Origin of the sequence: Halorubrum sp. AS12 (genome assembly GCF_051122765.1) — an archaeon.
In the GTDB taxonomy this organism is placed as follows: Archaea; Halobacteriota; Halobacteria; order Halobacteriales; family Haloferacaceae; genus Halorubrum; species Halorubrum trapanicum.
In genome coordinates, this window is sequence record NZ_CP185385.1 from 330,451 (window position 1) to 354,162 (window position 23,712).

At 70.6% G+C, this 23,712-nt stretch carries 20 protein-coding genes and 1 pseudogene; 17 read left to right on the forward strand and 4 right to left on the reverse strand.

Going from position 1 to position 23,712, the window contains the following annotated elements; genetic code table 11:
- Positions 1-21: 21 nt before the first annotated feature.
- Positions 22-2,196, reverse strand: coding sequence for a S9 family peptidase (locus ACODNG_RS01680; RefSeq protein WP_434522167.1), 2,175 nt, complete (start codon positions 2,194-2,196; stop codon positions 22-24).
- Positions 2,197-2,329: 133 nt separating this feature from the next.
- Here ACODNG_RS01680 and ACODNG_RS01685 point away from each other — a divergent pair, with 133 nt between their 5' ends.
- The 9 genes from ACODNG_RS01685 (at position 2,330) to ACODNG_RS01725 (ending at position 10,016) form a co-directional block, all read left to right on the forward strand.
- Positions 2,330-3,025: a cyclase family protein gene (locus ACODNG_RS01685; protein WP_434523042.1), complete on the forward strand. Its 696-nt coding sequence runs from the start codon at positions 2,330-2,332 to the stop codon at positions 3,023-3,025.
- A 99-nt stretch (positions 3,026-3,124) separates the two neighbouring features.
- A complete protein-coding gene (locus ACODNG_RS01690; protein ID WP_004595867.1) occupies positions 3,125-3,406 on the forward strand; it encodes a 50S ribosomal protein L44e in 282 nt (93 codons plus the stop codon).
- 2 nt (positions 3,407-3,408) lie between these two features.
- Entirely contained in the window at positions 3,409-3,582 is a 174-nt protein-coding gene (locus tag ACODNG_RS01695) for a 30S ribosomal protein S27e (protein ID WP_004595868.1), read from the forward strand.
- 18 nt (positions 3,583-3,600) lie between these two features.
- Positions 3,601-4,401 carry a translation initiation factor IF-2 subunit alpha gene (locus ACODNG_RS01700; RefSeq protein WP_434522168.1) on the forward strand — a complete coding sequence of 267 codons (801 nt, stop codon included), beginning with the start codon at positions 3,601-3,603 and terminating at the stop codon, positions 4,399-4,401.
- Positions 4,402-4,435: 34 nt separating this feature from the next.
- Complete coding sequence (locus tag ACODNG_RS01705) at positions 4,436-4,618, forward strand: RNA-protein complex protein Nop10 (RefSeq protein WP_209543574.1); 183 nt, start codon at positions 4,436-4,438, stop codon at positions 4,616-4,618.
- Between the two features lie 107 nt (positions 4,619-4,725).
- Positions 4,726-5,478: a proteasome assembly chaperone family protein gene (locus ACODNG_RS01710; RefSeq protein ID WP_434522169.1), complete on the forward strand. Its 753-nt coding sequence runs from the start codon at positions 4,726-4,728 to the stop codon at positions 5,476-5,478.
- Between the two features lie 114 nt (positions 5,479-5,592).
- Positions 5,593-6,759 (forward strand): thiolase domain-containing protein, encoded by a 1,167-nt coding sequence (locus tag ACODNG_RS01715; protein WP_434522170.1) that lies wholly within the window; start codon positions 5,593-5,595, stop codon positions 6,757-6,759.
- Positions 6,756-7,190: a Zn-ribbon domain-containing OB-fold protein gene (locus ACODNG_RS01720; RefSeq protein ID WP_434522171.1), complete on the forward strand. Its 435-nt coding sequence runs from the start codon at positions 6,756-6,758 to the stop codon at positions 7,188-7,190. The genes ACODNG_RS01715 and ACODNG_RS01720 overlap by 4 nt, the downstream gene beginning before the upstream one ends.
- Before the next feature lie 117 nt (positions 7,191-7,307).
- Positions 7,308-10,016, forward strand: a complete 2,709-nt coding sequence (locus tag ACODNG_RS01725) for a PAS domain S-box protein (RefSeq protein ID WP_434522172.1) — start codon at positions 7,308-7,310, stop codon at positions 10,014-10,016.
- Positions 10,017-10,055: 39 nt separating this feature from the next.
- On the opposite strand, the gene ACODNG_RS01730 is transcribed toward ACODNG_RS01725, so the two are convergent.
- On the reverse strand, positions 10,056-10,823 hold the full coding sequence (locus tag ACODNG_RS01730) for a VOC family protein (RefSeq protein ID WP_434522173.1): 768 nt from the start codon (positions 10,821-10,823) through the stop codon (positions 10,056-10,058).
- A 182-nt stretch (positions 10,824-11,005) separates the two neighbouring features.
- Between ACODNG_RS01730 and ACODNG_RS01735 the strand changes: the two genes are divergently transcribed.
- From ACODNG_RS01735 to ACODNG_RS01750, 4 genes are all read left to right on the forward strand, one after another.
- Positions 11,006-11,971 (forward strand): hypothetical protein, encoded by a 966-nt coding sequence (locus ACODNG_RS01735; protein WP_434522174.1) that lies wholly within the window; start codon positions 11,006-11,008, stop codon positions 11,969-11,971.
- Between the two features lie 96 nt (positions 11,972-12,067).
- Positions 12,068-13,846 (forward strand): histidine kinase N-terminal 7TM domain-containing protein, encoded by a 1,779-nt coding sequence (locus tag ACODNG_RS01740; protein ID WP_434522175.1) that lies wholly within the window; start codon positions 12,068-12,070, stop codon positions 13,844-13,846.
- A 30-nt stretch (positions 13,847-13,876) separates the two neighbouring features.
- Complete coding sequence (locus tag ACODNG_RS01745) at positions 13,877-14,317, forward strand: EamA family transporter (RefSeq protein WP_209543597.1); 441 nt, start codon at positions 13,877-13,879, stop codon at positions 14,315-14,317.
- A gap of 119 nt (positions 14,318-14,436) precedes the next feature.
- Entirely contained in the window at positions 14,437-16,050 is a 1,614-nt protein-coding gene (locus ACODNG_RS01750; protein WP_434522176.1) for an MATE family efflux transporter, read from the forward strand.
- Between the two features lie 74 nt (positions 16,051-16,124).
- On the opposite strand, the gene ACODNG_RS01755 is transcribed toward ACODNG_RS01750, so the two are convergent.
- A complete protein-coding gene (locus ACODNG_RS01755; RefSeq protein WP_434522177.1) occupies positions 16,125-16,766 on the reverse strand; it encodes a type 1 glutamine amidotransferase in 642 nt (213 codons plus the stop codon).
- A 40-nt stretch (positions 16,767-16,806) separates the two neighbouring features.
- On the opposite strand from ACODNG_RS01755, the gene ACODNG_RS01760 reads away from it, so the two are divergent.
- Positions 16,807-18,417, forward strand: a complete 1,611-nt coding sequence (locus tag ACODNG_RS01760; RefSeq protein ID WP_434522178.1) for a SufS family cysteine desulfurase — start codon at positions 16,807-16,809, stop codon at positions 18,415-18,417.
- Positions 18,418-18,540: 123 nt separating this feature from the next.
- On the opposite strand, the gene arcS is transcribed toward ACODNG_RS01760, so the two are convergent.
- Positions 18,541-20,376 (reverse strand): archaeosine synthase subunit alpha, encoded by a 1,836-nt coding sequence (gene arcS, locus ACODNG_RS01765; protein WP_434522179.1) that lies wholly within the window; start codon positions 20,374-20,376, stop codon positions 18,541-18,543.
- Positions 20,377-20,543: 167 nt separating this feature from the next.
- Between arcS and ACODNG_RS01770 the strand changes: the two genes are divergently transcribed.
- The 3 genes and pseudogenes from ACODNG_RS01770 (at position 20,544) to ACODNG_RS01780 (ending at position 23,668) form a co-directional block, all read left to right on the forward strand.
- Positions 20,544-21,719 (forward strand): sensor histidine kinase, encoded by a 1,176-nt coding sequence (locus tag ACODNG_RS01770; protein ID WP_434522180.1) that lies wholly within the window; start codon positions 20,544-20,546, stop codon positions 21,717-21,719.
- A gap of 83 nt (positions 21,720-21,802) precedes the next feature.
- The gene (locus ACODNG_RS01775; protein ID WP_434522181.1) at positions 21,803-22,300 is read left to right on the forward strand and encodes a pyridoxamine 5'-phosphate oxidase family protein; all 498 of its coding nucleotides are present in this window, start codon (positions 21,803-21,805) and stop codon (positions 22,298-22,300) included.
- An 85-nt stretch (positions 22,301-22,385) separates the two neighbouring features.
- Positions 22,386-23,668, forward strand: a pseudogene (locus tag ACODNG_RS01780) (amidohydrolase).
- The last annotated feature ends 44 nt before the right edge of the window (positions 23,669-23,712 follow it).

Sequence of the window (23,712 nt, forward strand, 5' to 3'; positions counted from 1 at the left end):
GCCGAACTACCTCGCCGCGCCTCAGTCGTCGTCCTCGACTTCGACGGCCGGGTCGTGGGTCTCGTACCAGTCGAGGATCTTCTCCAGCCGGTGGATCGCGCGGTCGGGGTCGCCGATGTTGTGGTGCTCGTCCGGGTAGACGACCAGCTCCGCGTCGATCCCCTGCTTGCGGGCCGCGACGTACAGCTGCTCCGACTGCGAGGAGGGGCACCGCCAGTCCTCGCCGCCCGCCATCACCAGCAGGGGCGTCTCGATGTTCCCGGCGTCCAGCACCGCGGTCGACGCGTCGTACGCCTCGGGGTTCTCCCACGGGAGACCGAACTCCGCCTCCAGCCAGACGTGGGTGTCGTCCGTGCCGAACGCCGACCGGAGGTCGTAGATGCCGTGCTCCGGCGCCGCCGCCGCGAACAGCTCCGGTTCCTGCGTGACGAGGAACCCCTGCGCGATGCCGCCGTAGGAGAAGCCGTGGCCGAAGACGCGGTCGGGGTCGACCCAGCCGCGCTCCGCCAGCGACTCGACGCCCGCCGCGATGTCGTCGACCTCGGCGGTCCCCCACGCGCCGGTTAACTCGGCGGTGAACTCCCGACCGCGGGAGGTGCCGCCGCGGTAGTTCGGGCGGAAGACGAGGTAGCCCCGGCTCGTCAGGGCGGCGTGGCCGAAGCTGAACACCGGCTCGTCGTACGACATCGGGCCGCCGTGGATCGCCACCACCAGCGGGTGGTCGCCGTCCTCCGGATCGACCTCCGGGTCGTGGTAGAGCACGCCGTCGAGCGTCCAGCCGTCGGATTCCCACTCGACGCGGCGGGCCTCCGGCATCGAGAACTCGTCGACGAGCGACTCGTTGACGCGGGTGAGCCGCCGGAAGGAGTCCGGTTCGGCGGACGCGTCGTCACCTGCGCGGCCCCCATCGGTCCCCGCGTCGAGGTCGTCGACATCGACCGCGTACAGGTCGCTCCCGTCCTCCGGGTCCGAGAGGACCGTCACCGCGGTCTCCCCGTCGTCGGCGACATCGAAGGCGGCCATCGCGCGGTCGCGCCCCTGCGCCTCGAAGACGCGCTCCGTCGTGCCATCGGTCTCGACGCGGGCCAAGCGAGTGCTGCTCTCGTCCGCGATCCGGACGTATATCGCGCCGTCGACCCACATCGGCTCTCCGCCGCGGGCGACCGTTCGATCGAGGTCCGCGGTGAGCGAAGCGGCCCCGCCGCCGTTTTCGTCCACGAGGTACACCTCCGCCGGGGCGGGCGGGTCCTCCGGGTCGCTCGCGACCGTCGCGATCCCGCTCCCGTCGGGGCGCCACGCCGGCGCGCCGTGGGAGAGGTCGCCGCCCGTGAGCCGCTCCGCATCGCCGCCCTCGGGCGAGACGACGTACAGGTCGCGAACGGTGGTGTCGTCCGGGCGGTCGAGGCGACAGGCGGTGAACGCGATCCGGCCGCCCTCGCCCCACGCGGGGTCCATCCCGGCGAGGTCCTCGAAGGCCCCGCCGCCGTACGCGTCGTCGAGTCGGCGGGGGTCGCTCTCGGGGTCGTCGAGGTCGACGACGAACAGGTACCGCGTCACGTCGTCGGTCCAGCCGACACCGTTCACCTTGTGCTGGAGCCGGGTCGTCTCGATGGGACCGTCCTCCTCACGCACCTGATCGAGGTACTCAGACTCCTCGTCGGTCGGGTCGCGCGACTCGATCACCAGTCGGTCGCCGTCGGGCGACCAGTCGAACCCGGCGACGCCCTCGTCGCGCTCCGTGACCTGCCGGGCGTCGCCGCCGAGCGCGAGGTCGAACACCCACACCTGCGGTTTCGGTTCCTCGTCGCCGTTTGCGAGGGGTTCGTCGTCCTCGTCTTCTGTGCCCTCCTCGTCGTCCTCGGTGCTTTCCCCGTCGTCCGCGGCGTCCTCGGCGTCCCCCTCCTCGTCTCGGTCGCGCCAGCCGACCCGTCGCTCGGCGTCGCGCTCGCGGGCCGCCAGAAACGCGAGGCGGTCGCCGTCCGGTCCCCACGTCGGCGCGGAGGCGCCCGACGCGCTCGTCAGCCGGTGCGGCTCGCGGGAGCCGTCGGTCGGGGCGACGAACAGCGAGGAGACCGCCTCGTCGGCGGCCTGGTCGTACTCGGTCGCGGTGAAGGCGACGCGGTCGCCGGTCGGTGAGACGGCGACCTCGCCGATCTGGGTCAGATCGTAGTACGCGTCCAGCGGCAGTTCCGACATGAACCGACACAGCGGCGGACCGAGGAAATACGTTCGGGCCGCGGAACCGCAGCGGGCGACGGCGACCGACTACCCCCGGCGCAGGGCGAGCGACGGCGACCGACTTAACCGCGCCGCGGCCCGACCGACGGCCGTGTTCCGCGACCTCTCGCGACCGATCGAGACGGGCATGCCCACCTACCCGGGCGACCCCGACGTGACGCTCGCGCCCGACGCGACCCACGAGACCGACGGCTACGCGACGAGCGAACTCCGGACCGGAACCCACGCGGGAACGCACGTCGACGCGCCGCGACACACGATTCCCGGCAGCGAGACGGTCGACGAACTCGGCGTCGGGTCGTTCGCGTTCGACGCCCGCCTCGTCGACCTCCGACCGCTGGAGCCGCGGGAAGCAATCGAACCCGGGGCGCTGCCCGAACCGACCGCGCTCGGCGCCGAGGTCGACCTCCTGGTTCTCCGGACCGGCTGGGCCTCGCACTGGGGGACCGACCGGTACCGCGATCACCCGTACCTGACCGCGGCGGCCGCCGAGCGCTGCCGGGCAGCGGGCGTCGCTGTCGGTCTCGACACGTTCGGACCGGATCCGACGCCGAGCGCGGGAGGCGACGCTGACCCTCCCTCGAACGCGCGAGGCGACGAACCCGACGGCACTCCCGCTCACAACGTGCTACTGGGCGACTCGCTCCCGATCGTTGAGAACCTCTGTGAACTCGACGACCTCCCGACCCGATTCCGGCTGTCCGCCTTCCCGCTCCGGCTTCGCGACGGGGACGGGTCGCCGGTGCGGGCGGTCGCGGAGTGGGAGGGACGAACGGGAGACACGTAGCCGCGAGAGCACGAGACCGGGGAACGCGCCGACTCGCGCGCGCCCAGACCAAACCCGTTTTAAGCGTCGGCGACGAACCGCGTTTCAAGGTCGATATCCATGGAAATGCCACGCCGCTTCAACACGTACTGCCCCCACTGCGACTCCCACCACGAGCACGAGGTGGAGAAGGTTCGATCGGGTCGCGCGACCGGAATGAAACGCGACGCTCGGCAGCGACGCCGCGCGCTCGCGACGATCGGCAACGCCGGCGGGTACTCGAAGGTGCCCGGTGGCGACAAGCCGACGAAGAAGACCCACCTGAAGTACCGCTGCGGCGACTGCGGGAAGGCCCACATGCGCGAGGGATGGCGCGCCGGCCGTCTCACGTTCCAGGAGTAAGCATGGCGGGAGACTTCCACCGCGTCGCCTGCGGCGACTGCGAGAACGAACAGGTCGTCTTCGGCAAGGCCTCCTCGACGGTGTCGTGTGCGGTCTGCGGCACGACCCTCGCGACCCCTACCGGCGGGGAGGCGGAGCTTCACGGCGAGATCGTCGAAACCGTTGAGGCGCGGTAACCGCCTCACCGCTCCGTCATGAAGTACAGCGGCTGGCCCGAACCCGGCGAGCTGGTGGTCGGCGACGTCGACGAGATCGCGGACTTCGGCGTGTTCGTCGACCTCGACGAGTACGAGGACAAGCGCGGTCTCTGCCACATCAGCGAGGTCGCCTCCGGCTGGATCAAGAACGTCCGCGACCACGTCCGCGAGGGACAGACGGTCGTCGCGAAGGTGCTGGAGATCGACGAGTCGTCGAACCAGATCGACCTCTCGATCAAAGACGTCAACGAGCACCAGCGCAAGGAGACGATCCAGGACTGGAAGAACGCCCAGAAGGCGGACAACTGGATGCTCATCGCGCTCGGCGAGGACGTCGACGACGACCGCTACACCGCGGTCGCCAACGCCCTTCTCGTCGAGTACGAGAGCCTCTACGACGCCTTCGAGGCGGCCGCGATCAGCGGCGACGAGGCGCTCGAAGACGTCGACGTCGACGACGACACCGTCGACGCGATCGTCACGGCCGCCCGCGATAACGTCTCCGTCCCGTACGTCGACGTGACGGGGTACGTCGACCTCGAGTCGGCGGCCCCCGACGGCGTCGACGACGTGCGCGACGCGCTCGCGGCCGCCGAGGGGAACGGCGAGATCCCGGACGGCGTCGAGCTCGACGTCGGCTACGTGGGATCGCCCGAGTACCGGATCAAGGTCCGCGCGCCGAACTACAAGACGGCGGAGGCGCAGCTCGAATCCGCCGCCGAGCGCGCCCGCGAGTCGATCGAGACCGCCGGCGGCGCCGGCGAGTTCCACCGCGAGCGGCGCGAAGACGACGAGTAACCGCGAGCGGCCGAGGACACGACCCCTTCTTCCCGTGAAATCAGATATCCGCGTCTGCGCGAACTGGGAGACCGTTCACGACCGGCCGGTGTACGCGCTCGGCGACCGCTGTCCCGAGTGCGACGGCCCGACCGAGAACAGCGCGCCGGCCCCGTTCGGTCCCGAGGACCCCTACGGCGAGTACCGCCGGCGGGCGCGGCGACGCGACTCGGAGTAGGCGTTCGACGCTCGGCGGCACCGGCGGCGGAGTTTCCGGGTACCGATCGACCACGGGAGCCACCGGAATAGCCACGCTCTTGTGACCGCCGCCCGGACGGGCACGGTATGGAAGATATCGAGATCGACGAGGTCGCGACGCCGGCGCTGGACGACCCGGTGTTGATCGAGGGGCTGCCGGGCGTCGGTCACGTGGGGAAACTCGCGGCCGAGCACCTGCTGGAGGAGTTCGACGGGGAACTGGTCCGCCGGGTGTACGCCACGGAGTTCCCGCCGCAGGTGAGCGTCGATGACGGGGGCGTCGCGGAGCTGACCTGTGCGGAGTTCCACGCCGTCGAGACCGACGGCGCCGACCTGCTCGTGTTGACCGGCGACCACCAGGCCGGGTCGAACGCCGGCCACTACAAGCTGACCTCAACGTTCCTCGACATCGCCGAGGAGTTCGGCGCCGACCGGGCGTTCGCGCTCGGCGGCGTCCCGACCGGCGAACTCGTCGAGGAGTACACGGTGCTCGGCGCGGTCTCCGACGCCGACCTCGTCGACGACCTCGAAGACGCCGGCGTGGAGTTCCGCGCGGACGAGCCGGCCGGCGGCATCGTCGGCGTCTCCGGACTCGTGCTGGGACTCGGCGGTCGCCGCGGGTTCGACGCCGCCTGTCTGATGGGCGAGACGAGCGGCTACCTCGTCGACCCGAAGAGCGCGCGCGCCGTGCTAGAGACGCTGGAGACCGTCCTCGACATGTCCGTCGACTACGAGAGCTTAGAGGACCGCGCCGAAGAGATGGAGGAGGTCGTCGGGAAGATCCGCGAGATGCAGGAGGGACCGGCCGTGCCGGACGACGACCTGCGGTACATTGGCTAAACGGAAGCGCACGGCGACTTCAATCCCTTTTCTCCGCGGTCGATCGCTCTCGTCGACCGAGCGAAACCCCCGCTTCCGGCAGAGCTAAACCGCATCCCCGATCATCGTTCGTGTATGACAGACGTACGCGTCGCCGGGGTCGGGCTGACGCGCTTCGGCAGCCACCCGGAGCGCACCGGCCGCGACCTGTTCGGCGAGGCCGCGCTGCGGGCGTTCGAGGACGCCGACGTCGACAGGGACGACGTCGAGGAGCTGAACTACGGGAACTTCATGGGCGCGCTCGCCGAGCATCAGGGCCATCAGGCGCCGCTGATGGCCGAGGCCGCGGGGGTCCGGTGTCCGGCGACGCGGTACGAGTCGGCGTGCGCGTCGGCCGGCGTCGCGGTCCGCGAGGCGGTCCGAACCGTGGCGGCGGGCGACGCCGACGTCGTCCTCGCGGGCGGGATGGAGCGCATGACGAACCTCCCGACCGACGAGGTGACCGAGGGGCTCGCGATCGCGGCCGACGACTTCTTCGAGGTCCGGGCGGGCGTGACGTTCCCGGGCGCCTACGCGCTCATGGCGAACGCCTACTTCGACGCGTACGGCGGGAGCCGCGAGGACCTCGCGCACGTCGCCGCCAAGAACCACGCTAACGCCGTGCCCAACGAGTACGCCCAGTACCGCGAGGAGGTCTCCGTCGAGGAGGCGATGGACGCCCCGCCCGTCGCGGAGCCACTCCACCTCTACGACGCCTGTCCGATCACCGACGGCGCGAGCGCGCTCGTGCTGGTCTCCGAGGAGTACGCGGCCGACCACGACCTCGACGCGTCGGTCGCGGTGACGGGGACCGGACAGGGGACCGACCGGATGGCGCTCGGCGACCGCGAGCACCTCGCGCGGACGCCCGCCGCGGACGACGCGGCCGACGCCGCCTACGCCGACGCCGGAATCGAGGCCGACGCGGTCGACGTCGCGGAGGTTCACGACTGCTTCACCATCGCCGAGGTGCTGGCGGTGGAGTCGCTGGGGCTGTTCGAGCCGGGAGGGGGGATCTCGGCGGCCCGCGAGGGGGTCACGACCGCCGCTGGCGACCTCCCGGTGAACCTCTCGGGGGGGCTGAAGGCGAAGGGGCACCCGGTCGGCGCGACCGGCGGCTCCCAGATCGCAGAGCTGACTCGGCTCCTCCGCGGCGACCACCCCAACAGCGAGCACGTCCCGGACGCCGAGGTCGGCGTCGCGCACAACGCGGGCGGAACCGTCGCCAGCGCGGTCGTCCACGTGCTGGAGGTGGCGGAATGAGCGACGACGGGGCGGCGGCGGACGCCTCGCCGCCGACGGACCGCGAGTACGCCGAGTGGCTCGACGCGCTGGCCGGCGGAGACGGGTTCGCGCTCGTCTGCCCCGACGGCCACGGGTCGCTCCCGCCGCGCCGGGTATGCCCCGAGTGCGGGTCCACCGAACTCTCGCGGGAACCCCTCCGCGAGGTGGGGACCGTCGAGACGTACAGCGTCGTCCACGTCCCCTCGCCACGCTTCGCGGACGACGCGCCGTACGCGACCGCCGTGGTCGATTTCGGCCCGACGCGGCTGACGGGGATCGTCCGCGACGGCGACCGCGGAAGCGACGCGACGCCCGAGGTCGAAATCGGTGACCGGGTCGCGGTCGGCGTCGGCGAGCGCGTCACCGACGGCGAGCGACTCGTCGTCTTCCGCCCTGTGGACGGCGAGTGAGACTGGAAGGCACACGTCAGTTCCCAAACCGACTCGCCCGGCCGGGACGACCGGTACCGACAGCAGGTACCGACGCCGCCAAAACGGTTATATCCGGTTCGTCGGTACTCGGGACGTATGTCCGACCGCATCTCGGTCCTCCTCGTCGACGACGATCCGGACCTGCGCGCGGTCACCGCCTCGTTTCTGGAGCGCGAAGACGACCGGATCGCGGTCGAGACGGCCCCAGACGCGGACGCCGGACTCGACGCCTTGGCGGAGCGCGACGTCGAGTGCGTCGTCTCCGACTACGAGATGCCGGGACTGGACGGGCTCGACTTCCTCGACGCGGTGCGCGAGCGGCGCCCGGATCTGCCCTTCATCCTCTTCACCGGACGGGGCAGCGAGGAGGTCGCGAGCGAGGCCATCTCCGCCGGCGTCACCGACTACCTCCAGAAGCGCGGGGGAACGGAGCGGTACGAGCGGCTGGCGAACCGGATCGTCGAGGCCGTCGAGAAGTGCCGGGCCGAGCGGGACGCCGAGCAGGCAGTCGAGCAGTTCCGCGCGGTCGCGGAGGGCGCGTCGGACGCGATCGTCTCGATCGACACCGAGGGCGTGATCCGGTTCGCGAACCCGGCCGTCGAGTCCGTGTTCGGCTACGAGCCGGCGGAGCTGGAGGGCGAACCCCTGACGACGTTGATGCCCGAACGGTACCACGAAGAGCACCACGAGGCGGTCGAGCGCTACCTCGACACCGGCGAACGGGGTATCGACTGGTCGAACGTTCGGTTCGAAGCGCTCCACCGCGACGGCAGCGAGATACCCGTCTCCGTGTCGTACGGCGAGTTCACCGTCGACGGGGAGCGGCAGTTCGTCGGCGTGGTCCGTGACGACGCCGACCGCGACCGACACCGGGCGTTCATCGAACACACCAGCGACGTGGTCGCGGTGTTATCGAGCGACTGGCGGTTCCGGTACCTGAGCCCCTCCTGTGAGCGCGTGACCGGCTACGCCCCGTCGGAGCTGCTCGGCGAACGGTCCCTGGACTACATTCACCCGGAGGACCGGGAGGCCGTCGAAGCGGCGTTCGGCGAGCTCGACGGGGACGGGGATCCCCCGACCGCCGAGTATCGCTTCCGGACGGCGGACGGCGAGTACCGCTGGCTCGAGTCCGTCGGCAGCGAGCGGATCGACACCGACGGGATCGAGGGGTACGTCGTCACCACGCGCGACGTCTCCGCGCGGAAGGAGCGCGAGCGAACCCTCTCCCGGCTCCGGGAGTGGACGCGGGAACTCAACTACACCCGGACGACCGAGGAGGCGGCCGAGCTGGCGGTCGAGGCGATCGACGACCTGATCGACGCCGGGCTGAGCGGCATCCACCTCCGCACCGAGGACGGGGACCGCCTCGAACCGGCCGCGCTCGGCCAATCGGTACCCGCGCTGTTCGAGACGCAGCCGTCCTACGACTGCGACGCGCCGCCGGGTACGCGGGCGGCGCTGGCGTGGAACGCCTTTCGAGGCGAGGAGTCGGTCGTGATCGACGAACTCTCGACGTACGAGCGGCTCGACGAGTCCTCGCCCGCGGAGAGCTTGGTGTTGCGCCCGATCGGCGATCACGGGCTGTTCGTCGTTTCCTCCCCGGAGCCGCGCGAGTTCACCGACACCGACGTCCTCGTGGCGGAGATCCTCTCCGGCCACCTCGAAGCCGCGCTCGACCGCATCGAGCGAGAGAGCCGCGTCGAGCGGCTCCACGGCGCCACGCGGACCCTCGTGCGGGCGGAGTCGCGGGCGGAGATCGCCGAGCGAGCGGTCGAGGCCGCGACCGACGTGCTGGGATTCTCGATCGTCACCGTCCGAGTTCACGACGAGGCCGCGGGCGGACTGGTGCCGTCGGCGGTCTCGCCGGAGGCTGAGGCGCTGCTCCCGGAGCGCGAGACGTTCACGCCCGACGGGGAGAGCCTCAACTGGGCGGTCTTCGAGACGGGCGAGCCGCGGATGTACGACGACATTCTGACGACCGACGCGCTCGACGCCGGCACGGCGCTCCGCAGCCTGCTGATCGTCCCGATCGGCGAGTACGGGACGATCGCGATCGGCGAGACGGAGCCGGGGGTGTTCGACGGGGTCGACGAGTACCTCGCTGGAATCCTCGCGACCGCGGCCGAGACGGCGTTCCAGGCCGAGGCGCGCACCCGCCGGCTCGCCGAGCGGACCGCCGAGTTGGAGCGACAGAACGACCGCTTGGAGGAGTTCGCCGGCGTCGTCTCCCACGACCTCCGGAACCCGCTCGAAGTCGCGCGAGGGCGGACCGAACTCGCCCGCGAGGAGTGCGACAGCGAGCACCTGGCGGCGGTCGAGCACGCGCACGAGCGGATGACCGCGCTGATCGACGACCTGCTCACGCTCGCCCGGGACGGCGCTCCCGTCACCGACGCCGAACCGGTCGATCTGGGGCAGGTCGTCGGCTCCTGTTGGCGGACCGTCGACACGAGGGACGCGACGCTGCGCGCTGAGGCCGAGAAGATGATCGTCGCGGACGAGAGCCGGCTCAGACAGCTGTTGGAGAACCTGATGCGAAACGCGGTCGAACACGGCGGCGACGGCGTGACGGTCACGGTCGGGTCGCTGCCGGACGGGTTTTACGTGGCCGACGACGGACCGGGGATCGAACCGGACCGGCGCGAGGAGGTGTTCGACGCCGGCTACTCGACGTCGCAGTCGGGGACGGGCTTCGGGCTGCGGATCGTCGAACAGGTGTCCGACGCGCACGGGTGGTCCGTGCGCGTCGTCGAGAGCGAGGCGGGCGGGGCGCGCTTCGAGATCACCGGCGTCGAGTCCGCGTAATCGTCCAGAGACGCGGCCGCGGTCGGTCTCCGGAGTCGATCAGTCCCGAGTGACCAGTTCGACCTCGTGGCCGTCCTGATCCTTCGTGAACGCGTAGTTGTGGTCGCAGGAAGCGGGGTCGCGGTAGTCGGGCGCCTCGCGGGTCATCAGGTCGTCCCACGCCTCGTCGAGGTCGTCGACGCGCACCGCGACGTGACCCCAGCCGTCGCCCATCGTGTACTCGCGGCCGTCGTAGTTGTACGTGAGTTCGAGCTTCATCGCCTCCTCCGGGGTGTCCTCGGGCGCCACGAAGTAGTTCGAGAAGGAGTCGGCCTCCCAGCGGCCGGGCACCTCGGTGTACTCGAACTTGCGGGTCCAGTAGCCGAGCGCCTCGTCGGCGTCCTCGACGCGGATCATCGTGTGGTCGATGCTCCACTTCGCGCCGTGGTCGCGCTTGACGATCTCGATCTCGTGGCCGTCGGGGTCCTTCACGAACGCGTAGCGGTTCCCGCACGACTCGGGATCACGGTAGTCCTCGACGCCCTCCGCCATCAGCTGGTCGTACGACTCCTGGAGCGCGTCCTCGGGGACGCGGACCGCGATGTGGCCCCACGCGTCGCCGATTTCGTAGCTCCGGCCGTCGTGGTTGTACGTGAGCTCGAGGAGTGCGCCGTCCTCGTGGACGTCCTCGGGACCGAGGAAGACGTTGGTGAACGTGTCGGCTTCCCAGCGGCCCTTCTCCTCGTAGTTCAGGTGGGTCTGGTACCAGTCGAGGCTCTCGTCGAGGTCCTCGACGCGGATCATCACGTGGTCGAAGGTTCCGTCCATACGCGAGCGATCGGCCGCTCGGGTCAAAAGCGTACTGAAGCCCGAACCCGCTCCGTGGCCGCGACGGCTCGGACGATCTGATACCAGCGAAATTCTGATTTTATTAACGCTGTGCGGCGTGGATAGATACGTTTCGGTCCCCCATTCCGGGTGTTCGCCGCCGGACGGTGGCGAACACAGTCATGGCAAACGAACCGACCAGCCCGTCGACGACAGACGGCACGGCAGAGCAGTCTCGTTTACGACTAACAATCTCCAACGCGAGCGCGCTCCGGGGGATCGCCGCGTTCGCCGCGGGCGCGCCGTTCACCGCGTTCGTCGCCGCCGTCGAGGTCGCGATCGCGACGGCGGCGCTCGGCGTCCCGCGGTCGACCGCGCCGGTCGCGGTGGGACTCGTGGCGTTCGCGGTGTACGCCGCGGACCACGTCGCCGACGCCGAGGGCGACATGGGGTCGACGCCCACGCGGGCGCGGATCGCCTTACGCTACGGCGATCAGCTGATGACGGCCGCCGCGGTGAGCTACGGGGCGGCGGTCGCGCTCGCGGTCGTCGCCGGTCCCTCCGCTCTCGCGCTCGTCCTCGTCCCGGGGGCGGTGTGGATAGGGTACGCATCCGACTGGCTTCCGGCGGTCGGGAACCTGGCCGCGCCGCTCGCCGCGGTCTCCGTCCCGCGGCTGAAGGACGTGTTCCTCCTCAACTCCGCGGCGGTCGCGCTCGCGTGGGCGGTCGCCGTCGTCGCCGCCCCCCTCGCGTTCAGCGGCGTCGCCGTCGATGCCGTCGGGACGCCGACGGTCGCGCTCCTCTTCGCGTACGTCGCCCTCCGCTCGTTCGTCGACGTCGAGGTCCCGAACGTCAGAGACGTCGCCGCAGACGCCGCGCGGGGTGTTTCGACGCTCCCGGTCGCGTACGGCGTCGGCGGAACGCGACGAGTGCTGCTCGGCGTCGACGCGCTCGCGGCCGGACTGCTGGCGGTTGTCTCCGCGACCGGCGCCGCGCCGCGACCGGTCCTCGTCGCGCTCGCCGCGGGCCTCGCGGTCTCCGTGGCCGTCACCGCGCTGGCCGACCGGCTCGGCGGCGCTGCGCTCGGCGTCGCGCCGGACTGTAGCTACCTCGTCGCGGGCGCTGTTCTCCTCGCGCTCGGTTGGTAGGGCCGCGACGTCCGCCGCCGAGGAGCCGCGTCGACGATTTTTACATAAAATTCTCCGACCCGATAAGTTATAACGCCAATAACCGTAAAAAACGCCATGGCCGCGCTGAGTCCGCTGTCCATCGCGCTCCTCGTCGCCGTGACGGTCGGGTTAGCGGCGGCGATTCTCGCATGGCGAGAGCGTCCGGAGCCGGGCGCGACGTGGCTCGCCGTCCTCCTCACGGGACAGGTCTGGTGGGCGACGTTCCTCGTTTTCGAACTCGAGGCGGCGACGCTACCAGCGAAGGCGCTGTGGTACGACGTTCAGTGGGTCGGCGTCGTCGCGATTCCCGTGGGGTGGCTCTTCTTCGCGCTGGAGTACACGGGCCGGGACCGCTACGTGACTCCCTTCTCGGTTGCGCTGGTGTCGATCGTTCCCGTCGCCACTGTCGCGGTCGCCGCCGCCGGCGACCCCGGGAACCTCCTCGCGGTCGACCGCGTCGTGCGCGAGACCGCGGTCGGGACGTTCCTCGACGTCGCTCCCGGACCGCTGTACTACATCATCGCGGGCTACACGTACCTCCTCGGCGCGGTCGGATCGATCCCCCTACTTCAGCTGATCCGGGACGAGGCCCGTCCGTTCCGCGGACAGAGCGCCGCCCTGCTTGTCGGGACCGCCGCGCCGTGGGCCGGCAGCGTCGCGTATCTCACCGGCGCGATCCCGATCCCCGGACTCGACCCCACGCCGCTGGTGTTTGCGGTCTCCGGGGTGGCGTACCTCTTCGCGCTCTCGCGGTTCCGGCTGTTGACGCTCGCGCCGGCCCCGCGTCGCCGCGCGCGCCAGCTCGTCTTCGAGCAGCTCCACGACCCGGTGTTCGTCGTCGGCACCGAGGGTTACCTCGTCGACTTAAACGAGAGCGCGGCCGAGACGTTCGGCATCGACCGCCGCGACGCGATCGGTGAAGCCGCCGCGGCGGTCGTTCCGAAGTACGACGCGGTCCGCGAACTCGCCGCCGGCGAGGCCGACAAGCCGCGGGCGATCCCGATCGTCGGACGCGACGGACAGCGACCGTACGAGGCGACGGTCCGGGAGGTGGTGGACGACCACGGGCGCACCACCGCCCGGGTGATCGCCTTCCACGACGTGGGCGCGTACCTCGGCCAGCAGCAGCGCCTCAACGTGCTCAACCGCGTGTTCCGACACGACGTTCGGACGGAGACGAACCTCATACAGGGGTACGCCGAGCAGCTGCGGGCGGACCCGACCGACGAACGCGCCCTCTCCGTCATCGAGGAGAGCGCCGGACGCATGCTCGAACTCAGCGAGCGCACCCGGACCGCCGGCGAGCTGTTCGATCCGACCGAGGAAGCGAAGTCGGCGCCGCTCCCGGAGGTCGTCGGCGAGGTCGTCGCGGACGTTCGGGGCGTCGATCCCGACGCCCGTATCGAGGTCGGCTCGGTGCCCGACGTTCGGGTGCCGGTCGTGTTGCGGGTCGTCCTGGAGAACCTCTGTTCGAACGCTGTCCGCCACAACGACGCGGAGTCGCCGTGGGTTCGGATCGACGCGGCGGTCGCAGACGGGTGGGTCGAGGTCACCGTCGCGGACGACGGCCCGGGAATCGACCCCGCCGAGTACGACGTGTTGGACCGCGGCACGGAAACGCCGCTGCGACACGGCAGCGGGATCGGGCTGTGGATCGTCAAGTGGGGCGTCGACCATCTCGGCGGGCGGATCTCGTTCGACGAGCGCGACCCGCGGGGAACGGCGGTGACGGTCTGCGTCCCGGTCGATCGGTCGGAATCGACCGGGGGCGGCCGCGGGGAACCGACACTCGGCGACGAATCGGCCGACGACGAGTGGGGGGTGCTCGGGTCGATGCCCAACGCGGGTCGATAGGCACTTGTCGCCGGGAGGCGTCCCCGAGATATGGACGCTACGGCCACGACATATCTCCCGTACGCGCTGCTCGCGATGGGCGCGTACGCGCTCGTCTCGCCGCTGATGCGCGTCGCCACGACCGGTCCGAACGCGATCCCGAGCGACGTCGCCGTCGTCGTCTCGAACACCCTGCTCGTCGCCATGGCGGTCGGCGTGATCGCGTACACCGGGCAGGGGTTCACGACGCACCTCGCGTCGCCGAAGCTGGCGCACGTGCTCGCGGCCGGGCTCTTCCTCGGGATCGGCATCCTCGCGCTGTACCGGTCGCTGTCGCTCGGTCCGGTGAGCGTCGTGACGCCCATCTTCGCGATGTTCCTCGTCTTCTCGTCGGTGATCGGGTTCCTGTTCCTCGGCGAGTCGTTCACCGCCCGCAAGGGGCTCGGAATCGTCTTCGCCGCCGCGGCCGTCTACCTGGTCTCCGGGGCCTGACCGCGGGTCGATCCGGAGACCTCGACCCCGCAATCCGGAGGCCTCGACCCCGCGATCCGGAACCGTCTGCCGCGTGACGAAACCCCTTTAATCGCCAGCGGAAAAGGAGCGCACCTGCCGTGTCTCGCCTTCCGAAATCCCTCCGTGCGCTGATCTCATACGTCGCTGGCCTTCCGAACCCGTTCCGCCTGCTGATCTTATACATCGGCTTCGCCCTCGCGAAGGCCGGGCTGATCGACCGCCACCGCGTGGTCCGGACCACCGACCTCGCGTGGCCGCGGATCGTCACGGGGATCGCCCGGATGTCGAAGAACGCGGTCGACGTCGCGATGGTCGGCGTCGCCGTCGGCACGAGCGCCGTCGCCGGCGTCGGCTTCGCGGGTCCCTACTGGGGGCTCGCGTTCGCGCTCGGCGGGGGCGTCGCCGGCGGCACCATCGCCCTGGTCTCCCAGCGCTACAGCGCCGAGGCGTTCGTCGAGCTCGGCGACGCGGTCCGGTCGAGCGTCCTCCTCGTGATCGCGATCAGCGTCCCGGTCAGCGGGGCCTTCTGGCTGTACGCGCCCGCCTTCATCGACGTCCTGAGCAGCAACGAGGCGGCGATCGCTTACGGCGCCGACTACCTCCGCGTGGTCGGTCTCGGCGTCCCGTTCGCCGCGCTCAACCTCGTCGGCAGCCGCGTGCTGGTCGGCTGCGACGACGCCTACACCGCGATGCAGGTCCGGGCGGGCGGCGCGGTCGCGAACATCGTCCTCAGCGCGCTGTTCATCTTCGGCTTCGGCTGGGGCGTCGAGGGCGCCGCGATTGGCACTGTCCTCTCGAACGTGCTCGCGGTGGCCGGGTTCACCGTCGGTCTCGTCCGCGGGAGCGCCCCGCTCGTCGGCGAGTTCCCGGTCGCGATCGACCCAGCCGGCTCCTACCACAACCCCGACATGCTCCGCGACCTCGTCGAGATCGGGGTGCCCGTCGGCGCGCGCAACCTCGTCTGGACGGCCGCGGAGTTCCCCATGCTCGCCATCCTCGACGTGTTCGGCCAGAACACCGTGGCCGCGTTCGTCATCGCGCGCCGCATCTGGGGGATCATGAACACTCCCGGCTGGGGGTTCGGTCTCGCCTCCTCCAGCCTCGTCGGCCAGGAGCTCGGCGTCGAGCGCCCCGACGAGGCCGAGGCGTACGCCCGCGACATCATCCGCTTCTCGGTGGCGACGTACGCCGTCTCGGCGGTGCTGATCGCGGTCTTCGCGACCGACATCGTCTCGCTGTTCGCCCAGTCGCCAACCAGCCCCGAGATCCCGATCGCGAGGGACCTCGTGTACGCGGCCTGCTGTGCGGTGATCTTCCAGGGCGTCTCCGGCGGGGCCGCCGGTCCCCTCGACGCCGCCGGCGACACCAAGATCCCCTTCGCGAGCCAGTTCCTCGGGATGTTCTGCGTGTCGATACCCCTCGCGTACGTCGGCGCACACGACGCGACGCCGGCGATAACGGTCCCCGATGTCCTCACGATCCCGGCGGTAGAGGTCCCGCTCGTCGGCTTTGCGACCCCGCTCATAGATATCCCGTTCGTCGGGTTCACGCTCCCACAGGTCGCGCTCCCCGCGATCGGTATCTGGGGGCTGTACCTCGCGTTCATGGCGGAGACGACGATCCCCGCCGCGATCAACTACCTGCGGTTCCGCTCGGGCAAGTGGAAGAAGATCAGCGAGGCGTACCGGCCCGAGGCGACCGCGGACGACTGAGCCGCTGACTCGTCGTACCGTCGTTTTGGGAGCGAGTTATCTGCGGATGCCGCACCGAAGAAGTGGATTGTACACTACGGTTCGCTCCCGGACGACTCGACAAGGTCCGCGAAGTTGGCGAGCGTTCGGGTGGCGGTGGAGTCCTCGAAGGAGCTGTCGGCGGCCTCCCAGCCGTCGTACTCGTCGGCGATCCGAGGGGTGAATTCGGGGTGATACTGGACGGACCAGACCGGCCGGTCACGGTGTCGAGTGGCGAAGTACTCGTAGTAGTCCGCACGCCCGATGACCTCCATCCCGTCGCCGAGTTCGGTCACTACGTCGGAGTGAAGGACGGGCACGGTCGGTTCGACGCCGTCGAACAGCGGATCGTCGGCGTCGAGATCGGCGTCGTGGAGCCGGAGGCGGGCCGTCCCGCTGTCCACGACCTCGCCGCCGAGGGCGGCGTTCAGAATCTGATGGCCGAAACAGATACCGAGCGTCGGGACGCCCTCCTCGACGAGTCGGCGCGCGAACCGCTTCTGGGCCGTGATCCACGGCTGGTCGGGCTCGTCGTACACGCCGACCTCGCTTCCGCCGATAACGACGCCGCTCACGTCCTCGAGGCTCGGGTCGCCGTCCTCGTGCGGGTAGTCGTACGCGCGGGCGTCGGGGAGGAAGTGGACGATCTCGTCGGCCATGTAGCCGCCGTCGACCGCGTTATTGAGTACCAATATCATCTGGGATTTATTTAAGCAGAACTGATCTCTTGGTAGTAACATGAGTTTCGATGCCGAAGCGATACGTGCGGATTTCCCCGTGCTTGACCGACGGGTAAACGGGCACCCACTCACCTACCTCGACAACGCCGCGACAACGCACACACCCCGGCAAGTGTACGACGTCTTCGAGGAGTTCTACGCGGGGTACAACGCGAACGTCCACCGGGGGATCCACGAGCTCAGCCACGAGGCCTCGCTCGCCTACGAACGGGCACACGACCGCGTCGCCGACTTCCTCGGCGCGGACGGCCGCGAGGAGATCGTCTTCACCAAGAACACCACCGAGAGCATCAACCTCGTCGCGTACGGTCTCGGCCGGCACCTCGGTAAGGGCGACGATATCGTCGTGACGGAGATGGACCACCACGCCTCGCTGGTCACCTGGCAGCAGATCGCCAAGCGCACGGGCGCGACCGTCCGCCACGTCCCCGTCACGGCCGACGGCCACCTCGACATGGACGCCGCCCGCGACCTCGTCACCGACGACACCGCGGTCGTCTGCGCGCCCCACGTCTCGAACGTGCTCGGGACGATCAACCCCGTCGCGGACCTCGTGGCTCTCGCACACGACCACGACGCGTACGCGGTCGTCGACGGCGCCCAGTCCGCCCCGACGCGCCCCGTCGACGTGGAGGCGATGGACGCGGACTTCTTCGCGTTCAGCGGCCACAAGCTCGCCGGTCCCACCGGCATCGGCGGGTTGTACGGGAAACGAGAGATCCTGGAGGAGCTCGATCCGTTCCTGTTCGGCGGAGAGATGATCCGAAACGTCACGCTTACCGACTCGACGTGGAACGAACTCCCCTGGAAGTTCGAGGCCGGCACGCCGCCCATCGCGGAGGGCATCGCGCTCGGAGCGGCCGTCGACTATCTCGCGGAGCTGGGGATGGACGCCGTCCGCGACCACGAGAACGACCTCGCGCAGTACCTGCTCCGGGAACTCGGCGACCGAGAGTTCGTCCAGACGTACGGTCCCGGCGTCGGCGAGGAGCGCACCGGCCTCGTCTCGTTCAACGTCGAGGGGGTCCACGGCCACGACCTCTCCAGCCTTCTCGACGATCGAGGTATCGCCATCCGCGCCGGCGACCACTGTACGCAGCCGCTCCACGACCGACTCGACGTCCCCGGCTCCGCTCGCGCGTCGTTCTACGTGTACAACACCCGTGCGGACGTCGACCGCCTCCTCGACGTCGTCGACACCGCCCGCGACGACAGAGACGCATACCTCGCCTCCGACCGCTACCACGACCTCATCAGCGAACACTACCACCGCCCCCGCAACTCGGGCGCCCTCACCGACCCGACGTTCGTGAAGTCCTCCGAGGAGACGACCTGCGGCGACGACGGCGAGTTCCACGTCGCCGTCGCTGACGGGCGCATCGAGGAGATCGCCTTCGAGAGCCGGAGCTGCGCGGTCAGCCGTGCCGTCGCCAGCCTCCTCTCGGAGAAACTCGACGGAATGCCGGTCGAGGCGGTCGCCGACCTCGACGGGTACGTCACTCGCGAGCTCGACGGGCAGTACCCCGACCTCCGACGCGAATGCGTCGAAGGCCCCGAGGACGTCATCCGAGAGGCGGCCCGCGAGTATGTCGAGGAGAACCGCGCGTAGGACCGTCACCGCGTCGTCCGGCGTCCCTCTCGGACGAGACGGGAGACCGTCTCAAGGGGTCAATCCATCGGAGTCGGTGTCCGGTTCGGACCGGTTGGTCGATCTACCTCTCTCGGGGCTCGGTCACTTCTCGTCGGCGTGCCGGACCTCGACCGCGACCCCCCGCGTCGACCCCGCCATCTCCGGGCCGGACATCGCCGCGCGGCCGACCGCGAACGCCTTCGGGCCCTCGATCACGACCTCGTCGCCCACTCGAATCTCGTCGGCGGCGTCGACGACGCCAGGCGCGAGGACGGAGCCGTGCGGGACGAACGAGTCGATCTCGACCCGCTTCGTCGGCGCGTCGCTCTCGACCCAGCGGCGCGCGCCGGCGAGGGTAAAGGAGAGCGTGCCGTACTGCGGGACCATCGTCGCCAGCTGCTCGCCCGGCTCGCCCTCGCGGCCGGCGTCGGGGTCGTCGCCCCACACCTGGAGCTTGGGGTAGCGCCCGGTGGTGCGGACGTCGGCCTCGCCGCCGTACGCCCCGGCCCCGTCGCCGGCGGCGCCGAGCCCGCCGAACAGGTCGTCGCCCGCGCCGTCGCCGAGCAGGTAGTCGGCTATGGCGCGGACCGTGTTGTGCTCGCGCTCGCGCTTGCTGTACGCCGGCTCGCCCTGAAGCGCCGCGTTCAGTTCGCCGAGCGACTCGTCGGTCGTCGGGTGGTCGACACAGGTGTACTCGAAGTCGATGTCGACCGCGGGGTCGCGCTCGACACGCTCGCAGATCTCGCGGTAGCCGTCCTCGGGGACGTGCGCGACGACGCGCGAGTAGTCGTTGCGCTCGAGGTACCGCCGCAGGACCTCCGCGACGAATGAAATCTCGTCCTCGCTCCAGTCGCCGGTGACGACCGAGTCGTAGTGCTGGGCGGGGTAGGTCGTCTCCAGTTCCTGCGGCACCACGCCGATGGGCGAGGTCATCGAGACGGTGTGGCCGCGCCACTTGATCGCGTCGTGGAACTGGCGGTGGCTCTGGGAGTCGCTGTACGGCTTCGTCGCCGAACAGGGGACCAGCACGAGCGGTTGGTCGGAAAAGCGGTTGCGGTAGCGGCTCGTGACGCGGTCGGCGAACCGCCGGATCTCGACGCGGTCGAGCGTCTCCGCGGAGGCCGCCGTCACCTCGGCGTCGCGCATGAGCGGGGTCCGCTCCTCCAGGTACCCCCACTGGTCGTCGAACTCGCGGAACGCGGCCGTGAGCCACCCCTCGTGGCGGGCCTGTCCCTCGACGTAATCGCGGAGGCGGCCGCTCCGGATCCGCTCGCGGACGCGGCGGAGTTCGGCGCGCAGGGCGTTGACGTTGTGGTCGGCGCAGTCGGCGCGGGTGAACTCGCCCCGGGGTTTCGCGCAGGCGGGGCAGGCGCAGGGGAGTTCGTCGAGGTCTTCGAGGAAGTGCTCCGCGTCGGCGGTGAGGTACATCCCCTGCGTGCCCTTCGTCCGCGCGAGCGTCGCGTCGACGAGGTCGGCCCCGGCGTACGCGAGGACGGCGACGTTCCGGGGCGTGGCGACGCCGGAGAGACCGAGCGCGGCGTCCGGCGGCAGGGATTCTTTCGCCCGAACGACCGCGTCCCGGAACGCCTCGCCGTGGCCGACGAACCCCTGCGCGTCGGAGAGGAGGTAGGCGTCGGCGCCGAGGTCGCGGGCGCTCCGGCTGTCGACGACCGCGGCCGAGGGGAAGTCGGCGTCGGGGTGCTCGACCGCGAACGACTCGCGCACCTCGTCGCGGGTCCCGGCCGGGAACGACCGGTGGGGGAGCACCGTTAGCGCGTCCTCGTCGCCGTCGGGCACCTCGCGGTCGCCGGCCCAGAGGCTGCCGGCGTCGTCAAGGAACGGGTCCGCGAGCGCCGGCGTCGTGACGGGGTCGGCGAGGCGGACCTCCCCGAGGCGGGCGGCGCCGTCGCGCTCGTGTACCTCGAAGTAGTCGGTCATACCACCACTCGCGCGGGGACGGTCAATTCTCTTGTGTTCCGCGGTCGGCGGGACTCCGCGGCCCGGACGGTCGCCGCGGGACGGTCGCGGTCGACCGTCGAGGTCGATTCCACCGATTGATAGCCGCGCGCCAACGGTTTTGTGTCGTCGCTTCGTCTCCGCGTCCAATGAGCCGTCGGTTCGACACGCGGGACGCGAGCAGGAATCGCCTCCAAGAGCTGCTGGTGACCCTCGGAATCGCCGATCCGGACTACGCCGAGGGCCGCCCGGAGGGCGGACTCACACGGGCGGCCGCCGCGGCGTTCGTCTCGCTCACCGGGTTCGCGCTCCTCGTCCCGAACGTGACGCCGCTCGCGTCGGGCGGGGAACCCCCGATCGGCGTCGCGCTCTCGGTCCTCGGAACGGTCCTCTCGGTCGCGCTCATCGCCGTCGGCGGCCTGCTGTTCCGGAGTTCCTTCTCCACGCAGAACGCGGTCCGGATCGCGGTGTGGAACCTGTTCGGGATCACGGTCCTCGGCGGGATCATGCTCGGCATCCTCCAGTACCAGGCGGCGCTCGGCTCGCCGCTCGTCGCGCCCACCTTCTCGGTCGCGAAGGTGCTCGCGATCGGCGCCGTCGCGCACGTGATCATCGGCGTCTACGACGCCCGACGGGTGCGCGCCCAGCAGCTGGCGAAGGAACAGCGGAAGCTCTCGGTGCTCAACCGTGTGATCAGACACAACCTCCGCAACGAGACGACCGTGCTGGGCGGACACGCGTCGCTCGTCGCCGAGGGGGTCGACGACCCCGACCTCCGCGAGTCGGCCGAGATGGTCGCGCGCAGCGCGTCGGTGATCGGGGGGCTGGCGGAGGACGCGAAGCGGCTTCAGGCCGCCTTCGAGCGCCGGCCTGACGAGCGCGGCCCCGTCGAGGTCGACGCGGTCGTCGAGGACGCCGCCGACGCGGCCCGCGAGGCGGGCGCGGTGACGGTCGAGGTCGACGCCGACCCCGTCGCCGCGCTGGCCGACGACCGGCTGGCGACGGCGGTCGAGGAGCTGGCGACGAACGCGGTCGATCACGGCGCGAGCGAGGTCTCGCTGTCGGCCCGCGAGCGCGACGGCGACGTGGAGATAGCCGTCGGCGACGACGGGCCGGGCATCCACGAGTCGGAGAGCCGGGTGATAACCGGCCGCGACCCCGAGACCCAACTGGAGCACGCGAGCGGGCTGGGGCTGTGGATCGTGCGCGCGACCGCCGACGCGTTCGACGGGTGGCTCTCGATCGAGACGGTTCGTGAGGACGACGCGGGCGCGAGCGCGGAGGAGACGGGAACGACGATCACGCTCGGCGTGTCGGCGGCATGAGCGCCGACGTCTCGACGTTCCAATCGATGCGCTCCGCCGGGGACCGCCGCAACTGTTAGGCGGAACGCGACCGACGGATCTGTATGGACCCGACCGGCCCGTGGGACCGCGACCGCGTCGACGAGTTCCTCGCCGACGCCCGCGTCCCGGTCCGCCTCGGCTGCCGCACGCCGAGCGACCACCCGTGGATCGTCTCGCTGTGGTTCGCGTGGGACCCCGACGCCGGAGTCGGGGGCGACGCGGAAGCGGAATCGGACGGCCCCGCGGGCGCGATCCGCTGTGCGACGAGCGCGAGCGCCGACCTCGTCGAGTTCGTCGACCACGACGATCACGTCTCCTTCGACGTGTCGACGAACGACCCGCCGTACAAGGGGGTCCGCGGCCGCGGTCGCGCGACCGTGGTGCCCGACGACGACAAGCGACTCCTGCGGTCGCTGCTGACGAAGTACCTCGGCGGGACCGACAACGCGACCGGCGACCGGCTCCTGCGACCCGACCGCGAGGAGGTCGAGATCCGGATCGCGCCGGAGCGGCTCCACGCGTGGGACTACTCGGAACGCATGGGATCGACCGGGGACTGAGCCGACCGCAGTCGGGCGAGTTTCGGCGGTCCCCGTCGCTGGCCGACAGGCGATCGTTTAAGCGGTCCCCGGGCCACCCACGGGTATGAGCGCTCTCGACAACGACGAGTACCGCGCGTTCCGCCGCGACCTCCACCGCCACCCCGAGCCGGCGTGGCGCGAGTTCTACACCACCGCCCGCATCGTCGAGGAACTCCGCGAGCGGGACCTGACGGAACTCCACGTCGGACGCGACGCGCTGGCGACCGACGAGCGACTGAACGTCCCCGACGACGACGAGCTGGCCGAGTGGGAAGGGCAGGCCCGCGACGCGGGCGCCGACCCCGAGATACTCGAACAGCTCTCCGGCGGCTACACCGGCTGCGTCGCGGTCGTCGAGCGCGGCGACGGCCCGGTAGTCGGCCTGCGCGTCGACATCGACGGTCTCCCCATCACGGAGTCGGAGTCGGGCGACCACGTCCCGGCCGGGGAGGGGTTCCGCTCCGAACACGAGGGGTTCATCGGCACGCCTGCGGCCACGACGCCCACGCGACGATGGGACTCGGCGCGCTCGACGCCGTCCTCGACTCCGACTTCTCCGGCACGCTGAAGGTGTTCTTCCAGCCGGGCGAAGAGCAGGTCGCCGGCGGCAAGCCGATGGCCGAGTCGGGCCACCTCGACGACATCGACTACCTCTACGCGGTCCACGTCGGTCTCGATCACCCCTCCGGGGAGGTCGTCTGCGGCGTCGAGGGGTTCCTCGCGGTGCGACACCTGCTCGCGGAGTTCGAGGGCGAACCCGCCCACGCCGGCGCGCGCCCCGAGCAGGGCCGGAACGCGGTTCAGGCGATGGCGGCGGCGGTCCAGAACCTCTACGCCATCCCGCGGCACGCCGACGGTCCGACGCGGGTGAACGCCGGTCTCGTCGGTGGCGGCACCGCGACGAACATCATCCCCGAGGAGTCGCACATCGAGGGCGAGCTTCGGGGACAGACGACGGAGCTGGCCGAGTACATGTCCGACCACGCCGACCGGATCCTGTCGTCGGCCGCCGAGATGCACGACTGCGAGGTCGAGGTGTCGACGCTCGGCGAGGCGCCCAGCGCGACGAGCGACGACGCGCTCGCCGAACTCGTCGGCGAGTCCGCGGGCGACGTGGCGGGCGTCACGAGCATCGTCGACAGCGACGACCTCGGCGGCTCCGAGGACGCGACGTACCTGATGAACCGCGTTCAGGAGCACGGCGGCCTAGCCTGTTACCTCGGCGTCGGCACCGACCACCCCGGCGGCCACCACACGAGCGACTTCGACGTGGTCGAAGAGGACATCGCGATCGGTATCGACGTGATCGCCGGCGCGATCCGGCGGGTCGCCGAGACGCGGCCGTAGCGAACTCCAGCGCCGAAACCCACAGGTTTTAGGAACGAAATCGC